Source organism: Mitsuaria sp. WAJ17 (genome assembly GCF_014174515.1).
Taxonomy (GTDB): domain Bacteria; phylum Pseudomonadota; class Gammaproteobacteria; order Burkholderiales; family Burkholderiaceae_C; genus Roseateles_B.
Map to the genome: position 1 here is coordinate 53,456 of NZ_JACJUG010000006.1, position 16,499 is coordinate 69,954.

General features: G+C 66.5%; 18 protein-coding genes. 8 read left to right on the top strand and 10 right to left on the bottom strand.

The features are described 5' to 3' along the window. Positions 1-114 precede the first annotated feature (114 nt). From pilB to H5407_RS06490, 6 genes are all read left to right on the top strand, one after another. The gene (pilB, locus tag H5407_RS06465; RefSeq protein ID WP_183103624.1) at positions 115-1,839 is read left to right on the top strand and encodes a type IV-A pilus assembly ATPase PilB; all 1,725 of its coding nucleotides are present in this window, start codon (positions 115-117) and stop codon (positions 1,837-1,839) included. A gap of 82 nt (positions 1,840-1,921) precedes the next feature. Further along, positions 1,922-3,151, top strand: coding sequence for a type II secretion system F family protein (locus tag H5407_RS06470; RefSeq protein ID WP_183103625.1), 1,230 nt, complete (start codon positions 1,922-1,924; stop codon positions 3,149-3,151). A 3-nt stretch (positions 3,152-3,154) separates the two neighbouring features. Beyond that, a complete protein-coding gene (locus H5407_RS06475; protein ID WP_183103626.1) occupies positions 3,155-4,099 on the top strand; it encodes an A24 family peptidase in 945 nt (314 codons plus the stop codon). 22 nt (positions 4,100-4,121) lie between these two features. Continuing rightward, positions 4,122-4,712 (top strand): dephospho-CoA kinase, encoded by a 591-nt coding sequence (coaE, locus tag H5407_RS06480; RefSeq protein ID WP_183103627.1) that lies wholly within the window; start codon positions 4,122-4,124, stop codon positions 4,710-4,712. Between the two features lie 148 nt (positions 4,713-4,860). After that, positions 4,861-5,616: a cell division protein ZapD gene (gene zapD / locus H5407_RS06485; RefSeq protein ID WP_183103742.1), complete on the top strand. Its 756-nt coding sequence runs from the start codon at positions 4,861-4,863 to the stop codon at positions 5,614-5,616. Between the two features lie 4 nt (positions 5,617-5,620). Beyond that, positions 5,621-5,827 (top strand): DNA gyrase inhibitor YacG, encoded by a 207-nt coding sequence (locus tag H5407_RS06490; RefSeq protein WP_183103628.1) that lies wholly within the window; start codon positions 5,621-5,623, stop codon positions 5,825-5,827. Positions 5,828-5,849: 22 nt separating this feature from the next. On the opposite strand, the gene H5407_RS06495 is transcribed toward H5407_RS06490, so the two are convergent. Genes H5407_RS06495 through tal form a run of 3 tightly spaced genes read right to left on the bottom strand, consistent with a single transcriptional unit; the run spans position 5,850 to position 9,048 of the window. Beyond that, positions 5,850-6,467, bottom strand: coding sequence for an HAD family hydrolase (locus tag H5407_RS06495; protein WP_183103629.1), 618 nt, complete (start codon positions 6,465-6,467; stop codon positions 5,850-5,852). A gap of 5 nt (positions 6,468-6,472) precedes the next feature. Further along, on the bottom strand, positions 6,473-8,098 hold the full coding sequence (pgi, locus tag H5407_RS06500) for a glucose-6-phosphate isomerase (protein WP_183103630.1): 1,626 nt from the start codon (positions 8,096-8,098) through the stop codon (positions 6,473-6,475). Then, positions 8,098-9,048: a transaldolase gene (tal, locus tag H5407_RS06505; RefSeq protein ID WP_183103631.1), complete on the bottom strand. Its 951-nt coding sequence runs from the start codon at positions 9,046-9,048 to the stop codon at positions 8,098-8,100. Before tal ends, pgi begins: the two co-directional genes overlap by 1 nt. A gap of 235 nt (positions 9,049-9,283) precedes the next feature. On the opposite strand from tal, the gene zwf reads away from it, so the two are divergent. Next, positions 9,284-10,729: a glucose-6-phosphate dehydrogenase gene (zwf, locus tag H5407_RS06510; RefSeq protein WP_183103632.1), complete on the top strand. Its 1,446-nt coding sequence runs from the start codon at positions 9,284-9,286 to the stop codon at positions 10,727-10,729. Positions 10,730-10,737: 8 nt separating this feature from the next. Next, positions 10,738-11,598 (top strand): SIS domain-containing protein, encoded by an 861-nt coding sequence (locus tag H5407_RS06515; RefSeq protein ID WP_183103743.1) that lies wholly within the window; start codon positions 10,738-10,740, stop codon positions 11,596-11,598. 289 nt (positions 11,599-11,887) lie between these two features. Here the strand turns inward: H5407_RS06515 and H5407_RS06520 are convergent, their stop codons facing one another. The 7 genes from H5407_RS06520 to H5407_RS06550 form a co-directional block, all read right to left on the bottom strand. Next, positions 11,888-12,193 carry a lipid asymmetry maintenance protein MlaB gene (locus tag H5407_RS06520; RefSeq protein WP_183103633.1) on the bottom strand — a complete coding sequence of 102 codons (306 nt, stop codon included), beginning with the start codon at positions 12,191-12,193 and terminating at the stop codon, positions 11,888-11,890. Positions 12,194-12,210: 17 nt separating this feature from the next. Then, complete coding sequence (locus H5407_RS06525; protein WP_183103634.1) at positions 12,211-12,852, bottom strand: phospholipid-binding protein MlaC; 642 nt, start codon at positions 12,850-12,852, stop codon at positions 12,211-12,213. 84 nt (positions 12,853-12,936) lie between these two features. Beyond that, positions 12,937-13,671: a VacJ family lipoprotein gene (locus H5407_RS06530; RefSeq protein ID WP_183103635.1), complete on the bottom strand. Its 735-nt coding sequence runs from the start codon at positions 13,669-13,671 to the stop codon at positions 12,937-12,939. Continuing rightward, positions 13,668-14,144, bottom strand: coding sequence for an outer membrane lipid asymmetry maintenance protein MlaD (gene mlaD / locus H5407_RS06535; RefSeq protein WP_183103636.1), 477 nt, complete (start codon positions 14,142-14,144; stop codon positions 13,668-13,670). The genes H5407_RS06530 and mlaD overlap by 4 nt, the downstream gene beginning before the upstream one ends. Positions 14,145-14,156: 12 nt before the next feature. Beyond that, a complete protein-coding gene (gene mlaE, locus H5407_RS06540; protein WP_183103637.1) occupies positions 14,157-14,936 on the bottom strand; it encodes a lipid asymmetry maintenance ABC transporter permease subunit MlaE in 780 nt (259 codons plus the stop codon). Then, positions 14,933-15,772 carry an ABC transporter ATP-binding protein gene (locus H5407_RS06545; RefSeq protein WP_183103638.1) on the bottom strand — a complete coding sequence of 280 codons (840 nt, stop codon included), beginning with the start codon at positions 15,770-15,772 and terminating at the stop codon, positions 14,933-14,935. The genes mlaE and H5407_RS06545 overlap by 4 nt, the downstream gene beginning before the upstream one ends. A gap of 111 nt (positions 15,773-15,883) precedes the next feature. Then, complete coding sequence (locus H5407_RS06550) at positions 15,884-16,474, bottom strand: hypothetical protein (protein ID WP_183103639.1); 591 nt, start codon at positions 16,472-16,474, stop codon at positions 15,884-15,886. Positions 16,475-16,499: the final 25 nt, after the last annotated feature.

The following is a 16,499-nucleotide window of genomic DNA, read 5'->3' on the forward strand; positions in this document are numbered from 1 at the left end:
AGGGTCCGGGCTCGGTTTACAGTGCCAGTTGCAGTCCTTGCGCCTGTATGCCCATGCATGCAGGCGCCCCGAAAAGGCCTACGCTGATATTCGTTGGGAAGCTCACCGCTCGTCATGCAAGCCGAATCACCGCTGGTCGATCCATCATCCATGCTGTCCGGGGTTGCGCGCGTGCTCGTGCATGCCGGCAAGCTGCCTGCCAAGCAGGCCGAGGATCTCGTTCGCCAATCGCGCGAAAAGAAGATCAGCTTCGTCAACGCGCTCATCGGCGCCAACCTGATCTCGCCCAGCGAGCTGGCGCACACGCTCTCCAGCGCGCTGGCCGTGCCCTTGCTGGACCTCAGCGCCCTGGACGCGCAACGGCTCCCGCACAACATCATCGACAGCAAGCTGGCGCAGCAGTACCAGGTGCTTGCCCTGGGCCGTCGCGGCAACCGTCTCTTCATTGGTGGGGCGGACCCCACCGAACCGGAAGTCGTCGAGCGCATCAAGTTCGCCACCCAGCTCTCGCCGGAATGGGTGATCGTCGAGCATGACAAGCTGCAGAAGATGCTGCAGGGGACGACCACCAACACGGTCGAGGCCCTGGAGTCGATCGCCGGTGGCGATTTCGACTTCGACATCGCCGAGGAAGACGCCTCCCCGCAGGAAGAGACGCCCGAGATCGCCGATGTCGAGGACGCGCCTGTCGTGCGCTTCCTGCAGAAGATGCTGGTGGACGCCATCAACATGCGGGCCTCCGATCTTCACTTCGAGCCCTACGAGTACAACTACCGCGTCCGCTTCCGCGTCGATGGTGAGCTGCGTGAGATCACGCAGCCGCCCGTGGCCATCAAGGACAAGCTGGCTTCCCGCATCAAGGTGATCTCGCGCATGGACATCGCCGAACGCCGGGTGCCGCAAGACGGCCGGATGAAGCTGAAGTTCGGCTCCAAGTCCATCGACTTCCGGGTCTCGACGCTGCCCACGCTCTTCGGCGAGAAGATCGTGATCCGTATCCTGGATTCGTCCTCCGCCAAGCTGGGCATCGATGCCCTCGGCTATGAAAAGGCCGAGAAGGACCGCCTGATGGCCTGCATCAACAGGCCCTACGGCATGATCCTGGTCACCGGCCCCACGGGTTCAGGCAAGACGGTGTCGCTGTACACCTGCCTGAACATCCTGAACCAGCCGGGCGTCAACATCTCCACGGTGGAGGACCCTGCCGAAATCAACCTGCCCGGCATCAACCAGGTCAACGTCAACGACAAGGCCGGCCTCACCTTCTCCGCGGCCCTGAAGTCCTTCCTGCGCCAAGATCCGGATGTGATCATGGTGGGCGAGATCCGGGACCTGGAGACGGCCGACATCGCCATCAAAGCCGCCCAGACCGGCCACATGGTGATGTCCACCCTGCACACCAACGACGGCCCGACGACGCTGACCCGCCTGATGAACATGGGCGTGGCGCCGTTCAACATCGCATCCTCCGTGCTGCTGATCACGGCCCAGCGACTGGCCCGTCGTTTGTGCGAAAACTGCAAGGCGCAGGCGGACTATCCCCGCGAAGCCCTGCTGCGTGCCGGCTTCAAGGACGAAGACCTGGACGGCTCCTGGCGCCCCTACCGCGCGGTGGGCTGCTCCGCCTGCAACAACGGCTACAAGGGACGGGTGGGCCTGTACCAGGTCATGCCCATCACCGAGGCCATCCAGCGCATCATCCTCAGCCAGGGCACGGCCATCGACATTGCCGACCAGGCACGAAAGGAAGGCGTGCGGGATCTTCGTCAGTCCGGGCTCGTCAAGGTCCGGGCGGGCGTCACCACGCTGGAAGAAGTCCTGGCGGCCACCAACGAATAGCCACCCAGTCCAACACAGACAGCAGTACCGCTGACCACAGCGGCGGCAACGACAACAGGGCCTCTGACGCCCGGGAGTGAATATGGCGACAAGCGCGAGCCCCAGCACCACCAAGGGGGTGAACGAGCAGGTCTTCGAATGGGAAGGCAAGGACCGCAATGGCAAGGTCGTGCGCGGCGAGATGCGCGCCGGCGGCGAGGCCATGGTGAGCGCCTCGCTGCGCCGTCAGGGCATCCTGGTCAGCAAGGTCAAGAAGCGCCGGGCCAGCGGCGGCAGGTCCATCAAGCAGAAGGACATCGCCGTCTTCACCCGCCAGCTGGCCACCATGATGAGGGCAGGCGTGCCGCTGCTGCAGGCCTTCGACATCGTCGGCCGAGGCGCCACCAATCCACGCCTGACCAAGCTGCTCAATGACATCCGCCAGGACGTCGAGACCGGCACCAGCCTCTCCTCAGCCTTCCGCAAGCACCCGGTCTACTTTGACGCCCTGTACTGCAACCTGGTAGAGGCCGGCGAAGCGGGCGGTATCCTAGAGCAGCTGCTGGACCGCCTGGCGATGTACCAGGAAAAGACCGTCGCCATCAAGCAGAAGATCAAGTCGGCACTGACATACCCGATCGCTGTGATGGTCGTGGCCTTCGTGGTGCTGGCCGTGATCATGATCTTCGTGGTGCCCTCGTTCAAGAATGTGTTCACGTCCTTCGGCGCCGACCTGCCGGCGCCGACCCTCTTCGTCATTGCGCTGTCCGAGTTCTTCGTGTCCTACTGGTGGCTGGTCTTCGGCACCATTGGCGGGGGGCTCTACTTCTTCTTCCAGAGCTGGAAACGCTCCGAAAAGATGCAGAAGACCATGGACCGCCTGCTGCTGAAGATCCCGGTGTTCGGGGACCTGCTCTTCAAGTCGGCCCTCGCCCGCTGGACGCGCACCCTGGCCACCATGTTTGCCGCCGGCGTCCCGCTGGTGGAAGCGCTGGACTCCGTCGGCGGCGCCTCCGGCAATGCCGTGTTCACGGAAGCCACCGAGAAGATCCAGCGCGACGTCTCCACGGGTTCCGCGCTCACGGCCTCCATGCAGTCCACCGGCCTGTTCCCGGTGATGGTGCTGCAGATGGCTGGCATCGGCGAAGAGTCCGGCTCCCTGGACCACATGCTGGCCAAGGCGGCCGAGTTCTACGAGGAAGAGGTGGACGAGGCGGTGAAGGCGCTGTCCAGCCTGATGGAGCCCTTCATCATCGTCCTGCTGGGCGGGATGATCGGCGGCATCGTGGTCGCCATGTATCTGCCCATCTTCAAACTGGGTCAGGTGGTCTGACACATGCCCTTCGTGATCGCGCCGGACTGGCAGTACCTGCTCAGTCCCTGGGCCCTGGGCCTGCTGGGCCTGTGCATTGGCAGTTTCCTGAACGTGGTGGTGTTGCGACTGCCACGCATGATGGAACGGGACTGGACCCATGACGCCTCGGCACACCTCGGTGATGCCCAGGTGCTCGAACGCACGGCCGGGCTGCCGGCAGCGGAGGCCGGCCCGCTGGCCGAGCAGATCCGCCAGCTGGGAGAGGCCGTGGAGAAGCTGCCTCCCTTCACGCTGTCTCGTCCCCGCTCATGCTGCCCGAAATGCAAGCACCAACTGGCCTGGCACGAGAACCTGCCGCTGCTGGGCTGGTTGCGCCTGGGCGGCCGCTGCGCGTCCTGCAAGACGCCCATCTCTTTCCGCTACCCGCTTCTCGAAGCCCTGACCGGCACCCTGTTCGCGCTCATCGCCTGGCGCTTCGGCCCGCAGGCCCAGGCCTTGCTGTGGTGCGGCTTCACAGCGGCCCTGATCGCCCTGGCGGCCATCGACTGGGACACGACCCTGCTGCCCGACAGCATCAACCAGCCCCTTCTGTGGGCCGGCCTGTGGGCCGCTCTGCTGGGCTGGACCCTACCCCTGGACCAGGCCCTGATCGGGGCACTGACAGGCTATCTGAGCCTCTGGTCGGTCTATTGGCTGTTCAAGCTCCTGACCGGCAAAGAAGGCATGGGCTACGGTGACTTCAAGCTCCTGGCCGCGCTCGGCGCCTGGCTGGGCTGGCAAATGGTGTTGCCCATCGTGCTGAGCGCCTCGGTGATCGGCGCCATCGTGGGCATCGCCATGAAGCTCACCAGCAGCCTGCGCGAGGGCCGCTATGTCCCCTTCGGCCCCTTCCTGGCGGGCGGCGGGCTGGCCGTGCTGCTGATCGGCCCCGCCCGACTCATGGGCTGGTGGCTGGGCGGATATTGAGCGGCCGACGCAGGGATCGCGCATGCGCATCGGGCTGACAGGCGGCATCGGCAGCGGCAAGAGCACGGTGGCGCGCTGCCTGGCCGAGCTCGGTGCCGCCCTGATCGACACCGACGCCATCTCCCGCAGCCTCACCGCGCCCGGCGGGGCGGCGATGCCGGCGCTCGTCGCCGCCTTCGGGCCCCAGGCCCAGGCTGCAGACGGCGCCCTGGACCGTACCTTCATGCGCGAGCTGGCCTTCCGCGATCCGGACGCCCGCAGGCGGCTGGAGGGCGTCCTGCACCCCATGATTGGCGAGGAGACCCGCCGCCAGGAACTCGCCGCATCGGGCAACCCCTGGATCGTCTTCGACGTACCCCTGCTGGTGGAGTCCGGCCGGTGGCGTCAGCGCGTGGATCGCGTACTGGTGGTGGACTGCGAGACCGAGACCCAGGTGTTGCGTGTGATGGCCCGCAATGGCTGGACGCGCGAGGCCGTGCTGGCCGTGCTGGCGCAGCAGGCCACGCGAGCCCAGCGCCGCGCGGCCGCGGATGCAGTGATCTGCAATGAAGACCTGGATCTGGCGGCGCTGTCGCTGGAGGTCCGGCTGCTTGCTGCACACTGGCGGGCTTGATTCACCGCCATCCTCGCCGCCATGCACGCGCTTTTCGGTGCAGCGTGCTTCAGAGAGTCCTGCCGGCTGTGAAACAATCCGGCCATCCGCCTGCAGGCCGCTGAGCCGTCCTGTGCGCCCCAACGCCAATTGCCCTGGGATGTCCGCCTTGGTCTTGTACGAGTACCCGTTCAACGAAAGCATTCGAACAATGCTGCGGCTGGAGCACCTGTTCGATCGCCTGGGCCAGCTGATTGCCCGCGAGACGGCCCTGGACCATCACTTCGCCCTGGTCACCCTCTTCGAGATCATGGACGTCGCCTCGCGGGCCGACCTCAAGTCCGATCTGCTCAAGGAACTGGAGCGCCACAAGGCGCAGTTCAACAGCTACCGGGGCAATCCCGCCATTTCCGAGGCGGCCCTGGACAACGTGATCCAGCGGATCGACGCTGCCTTCAACAGGCTCAACGCCCTGTCCGGCAAGGCTGGTCATGCGCTGACCGGCAACGAGTGGCTGATGAGCATCCGCAGCCGCATCAGCATTCCAGGCGGCACCTGCGAGTTCGACCTCCCGGCCTACTACACCTGGCAGCAGTTCCTGCCGGTTCGCCGCCGCAACGACCTGATGCAGTGGACCCAGTCCCTGATGCCCCTGGCCGAGGCACTGCAGGTGCTGCTGGGCCTGTTGCGTGACTCCGGCGCGCCACACAAGGTCGCGGCTCAAGGCGGCCAGTACCAGCAGAGCCTGCCACAGGGCCGCAGCTACCAGCTGCTTCGCATGCGCATCGACCCCAGCCTGGGCCTGATCCCCGAGATCAGCGGCCACCGCCTGATGGTCTCCATTCGCCTGATGCGCCAGGACGAGGAAGGCCGGCTCAAGCTGGCGTCCCAGGATGCCAGCTTCGAACTGACGCTCTGCGCCTGAACCCATGAGTGCTGCCAAGAAAAACGCCCGGGGCGAACGCCTGGTGCCCTGCCCTCATTGCGGCGGCGACGCCGTCTTCGCGCCCAGCAATCCCTACCGGCCCTTCTGCGGCGAACGCTGCCGGGAAATGGACCTCGGAGCCTGGGCCAGCGAATCCTTCCGCGTGGCCGCCGCGCCGCCCACCGACGACAACGAGCCGCTGCCGCACTGAAGGCGGTCCGGGAGCCCCCGCCTCAGCCCAGCAGGCCGCGCGCGCGCAGCGCCTGCTCCGCCGCGTCCGGCGTGGTGAACAGCAGAGCCTGCCAGCCGCGTGCGGCCGCAGCCTCGATATTGGCGGGATGGTCGTCGAGGAAGACGATCTCCTGAGGCGGCACGCCCAACTGCGCCTCCATCAGCGCAAAGATCTCGGCGCCCGGCTTGGATTGCTTGACGCGGCTGGAGAAGATCCCGCCCTCGAACCAACGATCCAGCGGGTAGTTCTGCTCCAGATGATCGGCGTAGATGCCGGGCATGTTGGAGAGGTAGTGCGTACGATGCCCCGCGGCCTGCGCGGCCTCGATCAGGCGCACTGTGCCCGGCACCGCTTGCAGCTCGTCCGGCACGGCATCCACCACCCCCCTCACCTCGGCGACTGGCCAGCCGGTGCGCGCAGCGATCCGCTCGATGACGGCTTCCGGGCCGATGAGCCCCTGGTCGAAGGCGCCCCAGTCACCGCTGTACTGGGTGAAGAATTCACGCGCCGCAACGGCCCCCGCGGCCTCGTCAGGGCAGCGATGCGGCCACACGCGGGCCAGGAAGCTGGGCGGATGCCAGCGGAACAGCACCCCACCGAAATCGAAGACCACACGCATGGGCACTAGCTTCCGCTTCTCAACTTCGTCAGAAGGCCGGCCGTTGAGCCGTCCAGGCCCTGCGCATCACCGCTGGCCAAGCGCGGCAGCAAGCTGCTGCACAAGGCCTTGCCGAGCTCCACCCCCCACTGATCGAAGCTGTTGATGCCCCACAGCGCGCCGCTGACGAAGACGCGGTGCTCGTAAAGCGCGATCAACGCACCGAGGCTGTGCGGCGTGAGCTGTTCCAGCACGATCGTGGTGCTGGGACGATTGCCGGGGAAGCTGCGATGGCGGGCGACGGTCAGCTTGCCCAGGGCTGCGCTGGCCGTAGGCGCCTTCTCGTGCAGAGCCTGCTCCACTGTCTTGCCCTGCATCAGCGCCTGCGACTGCGCCAGGCAGTTGGCCAGCAGCTTGCGGTGCTGATCCTGCAGACGGTCGGCCAGCTCGCCCTGCACGTGGGCGCCGTACTGCGGCGTCTTCACCGCGATGAACTCCACCGGGATCACATCCGTGCCCTGGTGCAGCATCTGGAAATAGGCGTGCTGGCCATTGGTGCCGGCCTCGCCCCATACGACCGGGCTGGTGCCATAAGGCAAGACCTGACCCTCGCGATCCACGCCCTTGCCATTGCTCTCCATCTCCAGCTGCTGCAAATATGCCGGCAGGCGGCGCAGCCCCTGGTGATAGGGCGCAACGCTGCGGCTGCTGAATCCGTGGAAGTTGCGATACCAGACGTCCAGCAGGCCCAGCAGCACCGGCACATTACGCTCCAACGGCGTCTGGGCGAAGTGGCGGTCCATGGCATGCGCTCCGGCCAGCAGCTCGCGAAATCCCTCGGCACCGATGGCGATGGCGATGGGTAGGCCGATCACGGACCACAGCGAGTAGCGCCCGCCCACCCAGTCCCAGAAGCCGAAGCTGGTGTGAATACCGAAGGCCTGAGCCGCCGCGGTATTGCTGCTGGTGGCCACGAAATGGCGGCCGATGTCCGTGCCGCCCTGCGCCAGGAACCAGGCCTTGGCGGCCTCGGCATTGGCCAGCGTCTCCTGGGTCGTGAAGGTCTTGGAGGCGATCACGAACAGCGTTCTGCGCGCGTCCAGGCCGCGCAGGACCGGGGCCAGGTCATGCCCGTCCACGTTGGAGACGAAATGCAGGCGGCGTCCCGCATCGGTATAGGCCTGCAGAGCCTGCACCACCATGGCCGGTCCGAGGTCCGAGCCACCGATACCGATATGCACGATGTCAGTGATGCCGGTGTCGGCACGCACGCTCTCGGCGAAAGCCAGCATGCGGTGCAGCGAGGCCTGGACCTCGTCGCTGTAGGGCGCGGCGCCTGCCGGTGCGCGCAGAGCGGTGTGCAGCACGGCGCGGCCCTCGGTATGGTTGATGGGCTCGCCCTTGAAGAGCGCCTCGCGCTGCGACTCGAGCCCGCAGTCCCGGGCCAGTTGCAGCAGCAGTGCCAGCGTGGGCGCATCGATGCGGTTCTTGGACAGGTCCACGAACAGCTCCGCAGCCTCGAAGGACCAGCGCTCGAAGCGCAGGCCCTCCTCGGCAAAGGCCTGGCGCACGTCAAAGGCGGCGCCGCTGGATTGGTACTGTGCTTGCAAGAGAGCCCAGGCAGGGCTTTGGTCGCAACGCGGGTGCTGCATCAGAGTTGGCTTTCGATGATCTGGTCCAGCTTGCCGGCATCGACGGCAAACAGGCGGATGCCTTCGGCCAGCTTCTCGGTGGCCATGGCGTCCTGGTTGAGGGCGAAGCGGAAGGCCGCCTCGTTGTACGAGACCTTGGGGACCTCGGTCTTGGCAGCCGCGGCGGCATCCAGGGCGCGGCTCAGCGGCGCCTCGCTGGCCTGCAGCTGGGCCAGCAGGTCCGGGCTGATGGTCAGCAAGTCGCAGCCCGCCAGGGCCTGGATCTGGCCGATATTGCGGAAGCTGGCGCCCATCACCTCGGTGCGGATGCCGTGCTTCTTGTAGTAGGTGTAGATCTGGCTGACCGACTTGACGCCGGGATCGTTGGCGCCGGCCTGCGCGGCCTCGTCCCAGGCGCCGCCGGCGGCCTTCTTGTACCAGTCGTAGATGCGTCCCACGAAGGGCGAGATCAACTGCACCCCGGCTTCGCCACAGGCCACGGCCTGGCAGAAGGAGAACAGCAGGGTCAGGTTGCAGCGGATGCCCTCGAGCTCCAGCGCGCGCGCGGCCTGGATGCCCTCCCAGGTGGAGGCGATCTTGATCAGCACGCGATCCCGGCCGATGCCGGCGGCCTCGTACAGGCCGATCAGGCGCTTGGCGCGGGCGATGGTGGCGGCGGTGTCGAAGCTCAGGCGGGCATCGACCTCGGTCGATACGCGGCCCGGGACGACCTTGAGGATCTCCAGGCCGAAGCGCACCAGCACCTGATCGACGATCTCGTCCAGCGGCTTGCCCTTGTGGGCCGCCACGGTCTCGTTGAGCAGGGGCGCGTAGTCGGGCGACTGCACGGCCTTCAGGATCAGCGAGGGATTGGTCGTGGCATCCCGCGGCGTGAACTGCGCCAGTTGCAGGAAGTTGCCGGTGTCGGCGACGACGGTGGTGAAGGCCTTGAGTTGTTCGAGCTGATGCATAGGGAAACCCCGAAGTTCGTGCAGGCCGCTATTAGAACCGGTCCCCGGCCCTCCGCAGCCCGAAGAGGGTTACAAGCGAGCGGCCCAGAGATCCTGGCTTTCCCAGAGGGCAAGGCCTAGAGGCGGCGGTCCGGATTGACCCGGTTACGAAACTCGTGCATCATAAATCCGGAAACTTTGTTACATCAAGTGTTCAAGCAGCATGGACTGCTCGAACCCCAACCGGAACCCTGGCATGGCATTCGATCTCGTCTTCTTCGGTGGCACTGGCGATCTCACCTGGCGCAAGCTGATGCCGGCCCTGTTCCAGGCCTTCCGCCACGGCAAGCTGCCCGAGGGTGGCCGCATCCTCGCCGTGGCCCGTGACGACATGCCCGACGAGCGCTACCGCGACTGGCTCAAGGAGCGCTTCCAGGAAGTCGAAGGCGCCAAGCGCCCCAGCGATGCGGAGTTCGAGCGCTTCGCGGCCCTCGTGCATTACCGTCGCATGGACCTCTCCCAACCCGAGCATTACGCGCGGCTCAAGGAATGGCTGGGCGAACGCAGCGCCGACACCGTGGTGTTCTACCTGGCCACCAGCCCCCACCTCTTCACCCAGATCTGCGAGCAGCTCGGCGCCGCAGGCTTGAACGGCCCGCAGGTCCGCGTGGTACTGGAGAAGCCCCTGGGGCATGACCTGGCCAGCGCGCAGCACATCAACCGTGTGGTGCGCTCGGTCTTCACCGAATCGCAGGCCTTCCGCATCGACCACTACCTGGGCAAGCCCTCGGTGCAGAACCTCATGGCCCTGCGCTTCGGCAATGCGCTCTTCGAGCCGCTATGGAACCGCCAGGCCATCGCCAACATCCAGATCACCCTGGCCGAATCGCTGGGCGTGGGCACGCGCGGCCCCTTCTACGACGGCACGGGCGCTCTGCGTGACATGATCCAGAACCATGCCCTGCAGCTGCTGACCATGATCGCCATGGAGCCGCCATCGACGAACGATGCCGACGCCATCCGCGACGAGAAACTCAAGGTGCTGCGTTCGCTCAAGCCCTTCACGCCCGAGTCCGTGGTCCGCGACGTGGTGCGCGGCCAGTACCGCGCCGGCAGCGTGGACGGGAAGTCCGTGGTGGGCTATCTGGACGAGGCCAAGATCCCCTCAGGCAGCCCCTGCGAAACCTTCGTGGCCCTGCGCACCGAGGTGCAGAACTGGCGCTGGGCCGGCGTGCCCTTCTACCTGCGCACCGGCAAGCGCCTGGCAGCGCGCGACGCGCAGATCGTCGTCAACTTCCGCCCCGTGCCCCATCCCATCTTCCCCGGCGCCAACCAGCCCAACCGCCTGGTGATCAAGCTGCAGCCTGAGGACGGCCTGGAGCTCCAGTTGCTGGCTGCCAAGGGCAATTCGCATGGCGAGTCGCTGGCGCCGGTGTCGCTGGACCTGGACTTCGACAAGGCCTTCGGCAGCGCCCGCGTGGGCGCCTATGAGCGCCTGCTGCTGGATGCCATCGCGGGCAAGCTCAACCTCTTCGTACGCAGCGACGAACAGGAGCAGGCCTGGCGCTGGGTCGAGCCCATCCTGGATGCCTGGGCCGCCGACAGCAATGGCCCACGCAGCTACAACGCCGGCAGCTGGGGCCCGGCCGCCGCCAGCGCCCTGGTGGCCCGTGACGGCTTCAGCTGGGCCGAGGAGCAGTGAGCATGAGCATCCTGGAACGCGTCAAGGCGGCCCTGCCTGCCCTGCCCCCCGCCGAACAGCGAGTCGCCAAGCTGCTGATCGCCGACCCCCGCGCCTTTGCCAATCTGCCGGTCAGCGAACTCGCGGACCGCTCGCATGTCAGCAAACCCACGGTGGTGCGCTTCTGCCGCAGTGTGGGCTATGACGGCCTGGCCGACTTCAAACTGAAGCTGGCAGGCAGCGTCAACGAGGGCGTGCCCTTCGTGCATCGTGCGGTGGACGAAGATGACAAGCCCGGCGACCTCATCGTCAAGGTGGTCGATAACGCCGTGGCCGCCCTGCTGCACTACCGCAACGATGCCGCCAGCCATGCCTTCGAGCGCGCCATCACCGCCCTGACCGAAGCCGCCCACCAGGGCCGGCGCATCGAGTTCTACGGCGTGGGCAACTCCGGCATCGTGGCCCAGGATGCCCAGCACAAGTTCTTCCGGCTGGGCGTGCACACCATCGCCTGCAGCGACGGCCATGTGCAGCTGATGAGCGCCACCATGCTGGCCCCCGGAGACTGCGCCGTGATCATCTCCAACTCGGGTCGCAGCCGCGACCTGCTGGACGCCGCGGAGATCGCCCGCAAGAAGGGCGCGACCACCATCATCATCACGGCCAGCGGTTCGCCGCTCGCCCAGTTGGGCCAGGCACCGGGCCAGGTGTTGCTTGCGGTGGACCATCCGGAGGACTACGACCGCTACAGCCCCATGGTCTCGCGCCTGCTGCACCTGACGGCGGTGGACATCCTCACCACTGGCGTCGCCCTGCGACTGGGGCAGCAGCTGCGGCCGGTGCTGCAGGAGATCAAGCGCAATCTGCGCAGCAAACGCTACGCGGCCTGAGCAGGCGAGACGCCCAGTCGGTCGATGCACGCGATGGTCCACACGGTCTTGAGCAGGCTGTCGCCGTTGCGCCACCAGCGACGGCCATTGGCCACCACTCGTCTTGCCGCAGTCTTGCCCGCGCCAAGCGCCCTCCATGTCGCACCCGCCCGCGCGGCGCGTGAGTTGCGCTTCGCTTCGTTCGCTGTGATCAACTCACGGCGGGGCTTGCACACGCAAGAGTGCGCCCAGCTCGGGCGCACAAGAAAAACGGCGCCCAAGGGCGCCGTTGCTGTGGGGCGAGCCAGGCTCAGAGCTGGGGAGCCAGCTCGGGCCACAGCGCGGCATCCACGCCGTAGACCCGGGCCAGCTCCTGAAGTTTGGACGGCACCTCGTGGATCTGCAGCTGCAGGCCCAGCAGCTCGCTCAGGCGCACGGCACTCAGCAGCAGCGTCAGCACGCCGGAATCAAACTCGCTGAGGTCAACCGCATTGAGCCTGAGCATGGTGCCCGCCGCGGCGTTCACCTGTGCAGCCTCGGCACGCAGGGCCGCTTCGAGCTCGGACCAGATCAGGGGCAGCTCGGGCAGCCGGATGCTGGCGGGCAGCTTGAGCATGGCAGCACTCACCCCGTTCAGCTCTTGCCGCCAGCGGCAGCCTTCTGGTTTTTGTCGGCCAGGGCCTTGATCAGGCCGTCGATGCCATTGGCGCCGATCTCCTGGGCGAAGCTGTTCCGGTATTGATCAGCCAGCCAGATGCCCAGCACATTGACGTCATAGATCTTCCAGACCGCGCCAGCCTTTTCCAGGCGGTAGTCCAACTGGATGGGATCGCCCTTGCCTCGAACCTCGGTCTTGACCACGACCTCGGTGTCCTCGGCGCTTGCGCGCAGGGGCTTCAGGGCGATGGTCTGGTCCTTCACCTGGGCCAGGGCACCAGCGTAGGTGCGCATCAGCAGGGTCTTGAACTCATCCTGCAGGCGCTTCTGCTGCTCGGGGCTGGCCTGGCGCCAGAAGCGCCCCACGGCGGACGAGGTCATGCGCTGGAAATTCACGTGCGGCATGACCTTGGTATCCACCAGGGACACGATCTTGCTGACGTCCCCGCCCTGGATGGCCTTATCGGACTTCACGGCCTCGATGGTCTCGATGGACAACTGGCGGATCAGACCGTCGGGCGAGCTGGCATCCACGGCATGGCTGCTCAACGGCAGCAGCGCCAGGGAGGCGGCAGCCAGCAGGGCCTTCAGGGCGGTACGCTTGGTCGACAGAATCATTCGGTTTCCTTTCAGTAGCGGGTGACGATGGCCGTCACCATGGGCCTTTCAACGCAGCAGGAGGCCCGGCGGTTCACACGAGGGTCAGGGCTTGCTCTCGCCCGCGGGCGGCGGGGTGATCACCTCGAATTCGTCGTCCGTCTCGAAGCTGCCCCGGCGCTGCAGGTAGGCGTCACGGATGAAGGTGTATTTGTCCAGGGCGATGCCATCGAGCATCTCGCCGGCGCGCAGGAAGTTGGAGCGGGCGTTGACTGTCTGCAGCAGATAGATCGAGACCTTGCTGCGGCCGTCCTGGAAGTACAGGGCCGGGCTTGCCGTTCGATCCCACGGCAGAGCCAGGGAGTCCCGCACCGAGGAAGGTCCGAACAGCGGCCAGACGATGTAGGCGCCCGTGCCGAAGCCCCAGCGGCCGAAGGTCTGGCCCAGATCCTGGCTGTTGCGCTCCACGCCGGCCTCGCCGGCCAGGTCGATCAGCCCGCCGATGCCCAGCGTGGAGTTCACCGCGAAGCGGAAGGCCTGCTGCGCCGCCAGTTTGAAGCGGCCCTGCAGGGTCAGGTTGATGGCCGACCAGGCATCGCCCACATTGCTGAAGAAGTTGTCAATCGCCGTGCGGGCCGGGCTGGGCACGACCTCGCTATAGGCCGTGGCCACGGGCTTGAGCACGTGGCTATCCAGGTCCTCGTTGAAGGCGAAGACCTTGCGGTTCCAGTTTTCCCACGGGTCCAGCTTCTGGCCCTGGGCCCCCGGTCCCTTGAGCGAGGCGCAGGCCGCCAGGCTCAGGCTCAGCACCAGCACGGCGCCGCGTTGCGTCCAACTCACTTTTTCTCCCCGCTGCCGCTGTCCGCGGCCTTGTTGTAGAGGAACTGCCCGATCAGGTTCTCCAGCACCACGGCGGATTGGGTCTGCTTGATCACGTCGCCGGCGACCAGGTTCTTTTCATCCGCCCCAGGCTCCAGGCCGATGTACTGCTCGCCCAGCAGGCCGGCCGTCAGGATCTTGGCCGAGCTGTCCTTGGGGAAGGCCACGCCCTGGTTGAGCTTGAGGACCACGCGGGCCTGAAAGCTCTTGTCATCGAAGCTGATGGACTCCACCCGGCCCACGACCACGCCGGCGCTCTTGACCGCCGCGCGGGCCTTCAGGCCGCCGATGTTGTCGAACTTGGCCACCACGGTGTAGGTGTCATCGAAGTTGAGGCTCAGCAGGTTGCCGGCCTTGAGCGCGAGGAACAGCAGGGCTGCCGCGCCCAGCAGCACGAAGGAACCCACCCACACATCATGTCGAGAGGCTTGCATCCTCTTCTCCCATCAAATCGAGAACATCATGGCCGTCAGCACGAAATCCAGTGCAAGCACAGCCAGCGATGAAACCACGACCGTACGGGTCGTGGCGTAAGACACCCCTTCCGGCGTCGGCTTGCAGCCATAGCCTTGCAGCAAGGCCACAAAGCTGACCGTCAGGCCGAAGACCAGACTCTTGATGACGCCATTGCCCACATCGGCAAAGACATCGACACCGCCCTGCATCTGGGACCAGAAGGCACCGGCGTCAATGCCGATCAGCACCACGCCCACCAACCAGCCCCCGATGACGCCCACGGCGGAGAACACCGCCGCCAGCAGAGGCATGGCGATGAAACCGGCCCAGAAGCGCGGTGCGAGCACGCGCGTCACGGGATCGACGGCCATCATCTCCATGGCGGTCAGTTGCTCGCCTGCCTTCATCAGGCCGATCTCGGCCGTCAGCGAGGTGCCGGCCCGGCCGGCGAACAGCAGGGCGCTCACCACCGGGCCCAGCTCGCGCACCAAGCTGAGGGCCACCAGCAGGCCCACGGCCTCGGCAGAGCCGTAGCGCTGCAGCGTGTAGTAGCCCTGCAGGGCCAGCACGAAGCCCACGAAAAGCCCCGAGACGCCGATGATGGACAGCGAGCGGTTACCCAGGTAGTAGACCTGCTCGCGGATCAGCGAGAAGCGCATCAAGGCGCGCGGGCTGCAGGCCAGCAGCTGCATGAACAAACGCGCCGCCTGGCCGATCTGGGCCAGCTTGCTGCGCAGGGTGAAGCCGATGTGCAGAGGCAGGCGCTTCATGCCGACCTCCCGCTGAGGCCGAAGTCCTGCAGCACGGGCACGGCCGGTTGGTGGAAGCGCACCGGGCCGTCCGGCTGGGCACCGACGAATTGCTGCACCAGCGGATCCTGGCTGTGGCGGAGTTCCTCCGGCGTGCCCTGGGCCACTACGCGACCATTGGCGACCATCGCCACATGGTCGGCGATGGCGAAGGTCTCATGGAGGTCGTGCGACACGATCACGCTGCTCAGGCCCAGGGCATCGTTGAGATCGCGGATCAGGCGGGCGGTGACGCCCAGGGAGATGGGATCCAGGCCCGCGAAGGGCTCGTCATACAGCACGAGGTCGGGGTCCAGGGCAATGGCACGCGCCAGGGCCACACGACGCGCCATGCCGCCGGAGATTTCGCTGGGCATGAGGTCGCGGGCGCCGCGCAGGCCGACCGCGTTGAGTTTCATCAGCACCAGGTCGCGGATCATGGATTCAGGCAATCGGGTGTGCTCGCGCAGAGGGAACGCGACGTTCTCGAACACGCTGAGGTCAGTGAACAGCGCGCCAAACTGGAAGAGCATGCCCATGCGCCGACGCACGGTGAACAGCCCGGCCTGGTCCAGGTCGGCCATGTCCTGCCCGTCGAAGAAGGCCTGGCCGGCCATGGGCGTGATCTGGCGGCTCAGGGCCCGCAGCAGCGTGGTCTTGCCGCCACCGGAGGTGCCGATCAAGGCCAGCACGGAGCCGCGCTTGAGTTGCAGGTTCACCCCCTGCAGGATGGCGCGCCCGGCATAGCCGCAGCTCACATCGCGCAGCTCGATCAGGGGCGTCACATGATCAGTGGTCTGTAGTCTTTGGGCAGGCATGGGCCAGTGGTGACTGGGCTCCTGCCCAGACAAAAGAGGCCACATCATAGGGGAAACGCGGAAATGCTCGCCGCGGCACGGCATTTCTGCCAACTCTGCCGCAGGTCAACGTCACTGCTCAGACAGAACCTGGGTGAAGACGACCCCAGAGTCCTCGTAGACGACTTCGATCAGGATCCAGGTCCTGACCGACTGCCCGGCCAGCTTGCCCGGCTCGAAGTGCGCCTGCAGAAAGGCCTGCTGGGTGAGCTCGACAAAGGGCGACGCCATCTCCAGCGCCTCGGCCGCCACACGCCGGACCCGGCCGTGTTCGTCGATGTAGACCCTGAAGCGGCCCTTGTGCAACTGCCGCCCGGGAAAGCCCTCGGGCCAGGGAAGGCTCACCTGCCCCTGGACGCGCGGCCCCTCGTCCACCGCCCTGCGGGGCAGGTAGTCCTGCAGGTTGAAACCGGCCAGTTGGACGACAGGCACCTCGGCGGGCTCGCTGGTCGCAGCCAGCGGCGGACCGCCCTTCACGGCCTGAGGGGCCACCGGGGCGGCTGGCGTTGGCAGCTCACCGCTGGCCGTGGCAGGCGAGACCGCAGCCCCCGCGCCAGCAGAGGCCGGCTGCAACACACGAAAAGAAAGGGAAGCCGGCTCGCGCTGATGCGACGAACCGCCTTCCCCCAGGGTGAGCGTGCGCTGGCCAAGGCCCAGCAGCACGCTCAGATGCAGGACTGCTGCGGCC

Coding starts and splice junctions, on each gene's coding strand:
- pgi (WP_183103630.1), bottom strand. CDS start 8,098: ATGCAGCACCCGCGTTGCGACCAAAGCCCTGCCTGGGCTCTCTTGCAA.
- H5407_RS06490 (WP_183103628.1), top strand. CDS start 5,621: ATGAGTGCTGCCAAGAAAAACGCCCGGGGCGAACGCCTGGTGCCCTGC.
- H5407_RS06470 (WP_183103625.1), top strand. CDS start 1,922: ATGGCGACAAGCGCGAGCCCCAGCACCACCAAGGGGGTGAACGAGCAG.
- pilB (WP_183103624.1), top strand. CDS start 115: ATGCAAGCCGAATCACCGCTGGTCGATCCATCATCCATGCTGTCCGGG.
- H5407_RS06545 (WP_183103638.1), bottom strand. CDS start 15,772: ATGCCTGCCCAAAGACTACAGACCACTGATCATGTGACGCCCCTGATC.
- mlaD (WP_183103636.1), bottom strand. CDS start 14,144: ATGCAAGCCTCTCGACATGATGTGTGGGTGGGTTCCTTCGTGCTGCTG.
- H5407_RS06520 (WP_183103633.1), bottom strand. CDS start 12,193: ATGCTCAAGCTGCCCGCCAGCATCCGGCTGCCCGAGCTGCCCCTGATC.
- coaE (WP_183103627.1), top strand. CDS start 4,122: ATGCGCATCGGGCTGACAGGCGGCATCGGCAGCGGCAAGAGCACGGTG.
- mlaE (WP_183103637.1), bottom strand. CDS start 14,936: ATGAAGCGCCTGCCTCTGCACATCGGCTTCACCCTGCGCAGCAAGCTG.
- H5407_RS06525 (WP_183103634.1), bottom strand. CDS start 12,852: ATGATTCTGTCGACCAAGCGTACCGCCCTGAAGGCCCTGCTGGCTGCC.
- tal (WP_183103631.1), bottom strand. CDS start 9,048: ATGCATCAGCTCGAACAACTCAAGGCCTTCACCACCGTCGTCGCCGAC.
- zwf (WP_183103632.1), top strand. CDS start 9,284: ATGGCATTCGATCTCGTCTTCTTCGGTGGCACTGGCGATCTCACCTGG.
- H5407_RS06475 (WP_183103626.1), top strand. CDS start 3,155: ATGCCCTTCGTGATCGCGCCGGACTGGCAGTACCTGCTCAGTCCCTGG.
- H5407_RS06495 (WP_183103629.1), bottom strand. CDS start 6,467: ATGCGTGTGGTCTTCGATTTCGGTGGGGTGCTGTTCCGCTGGCATCCG.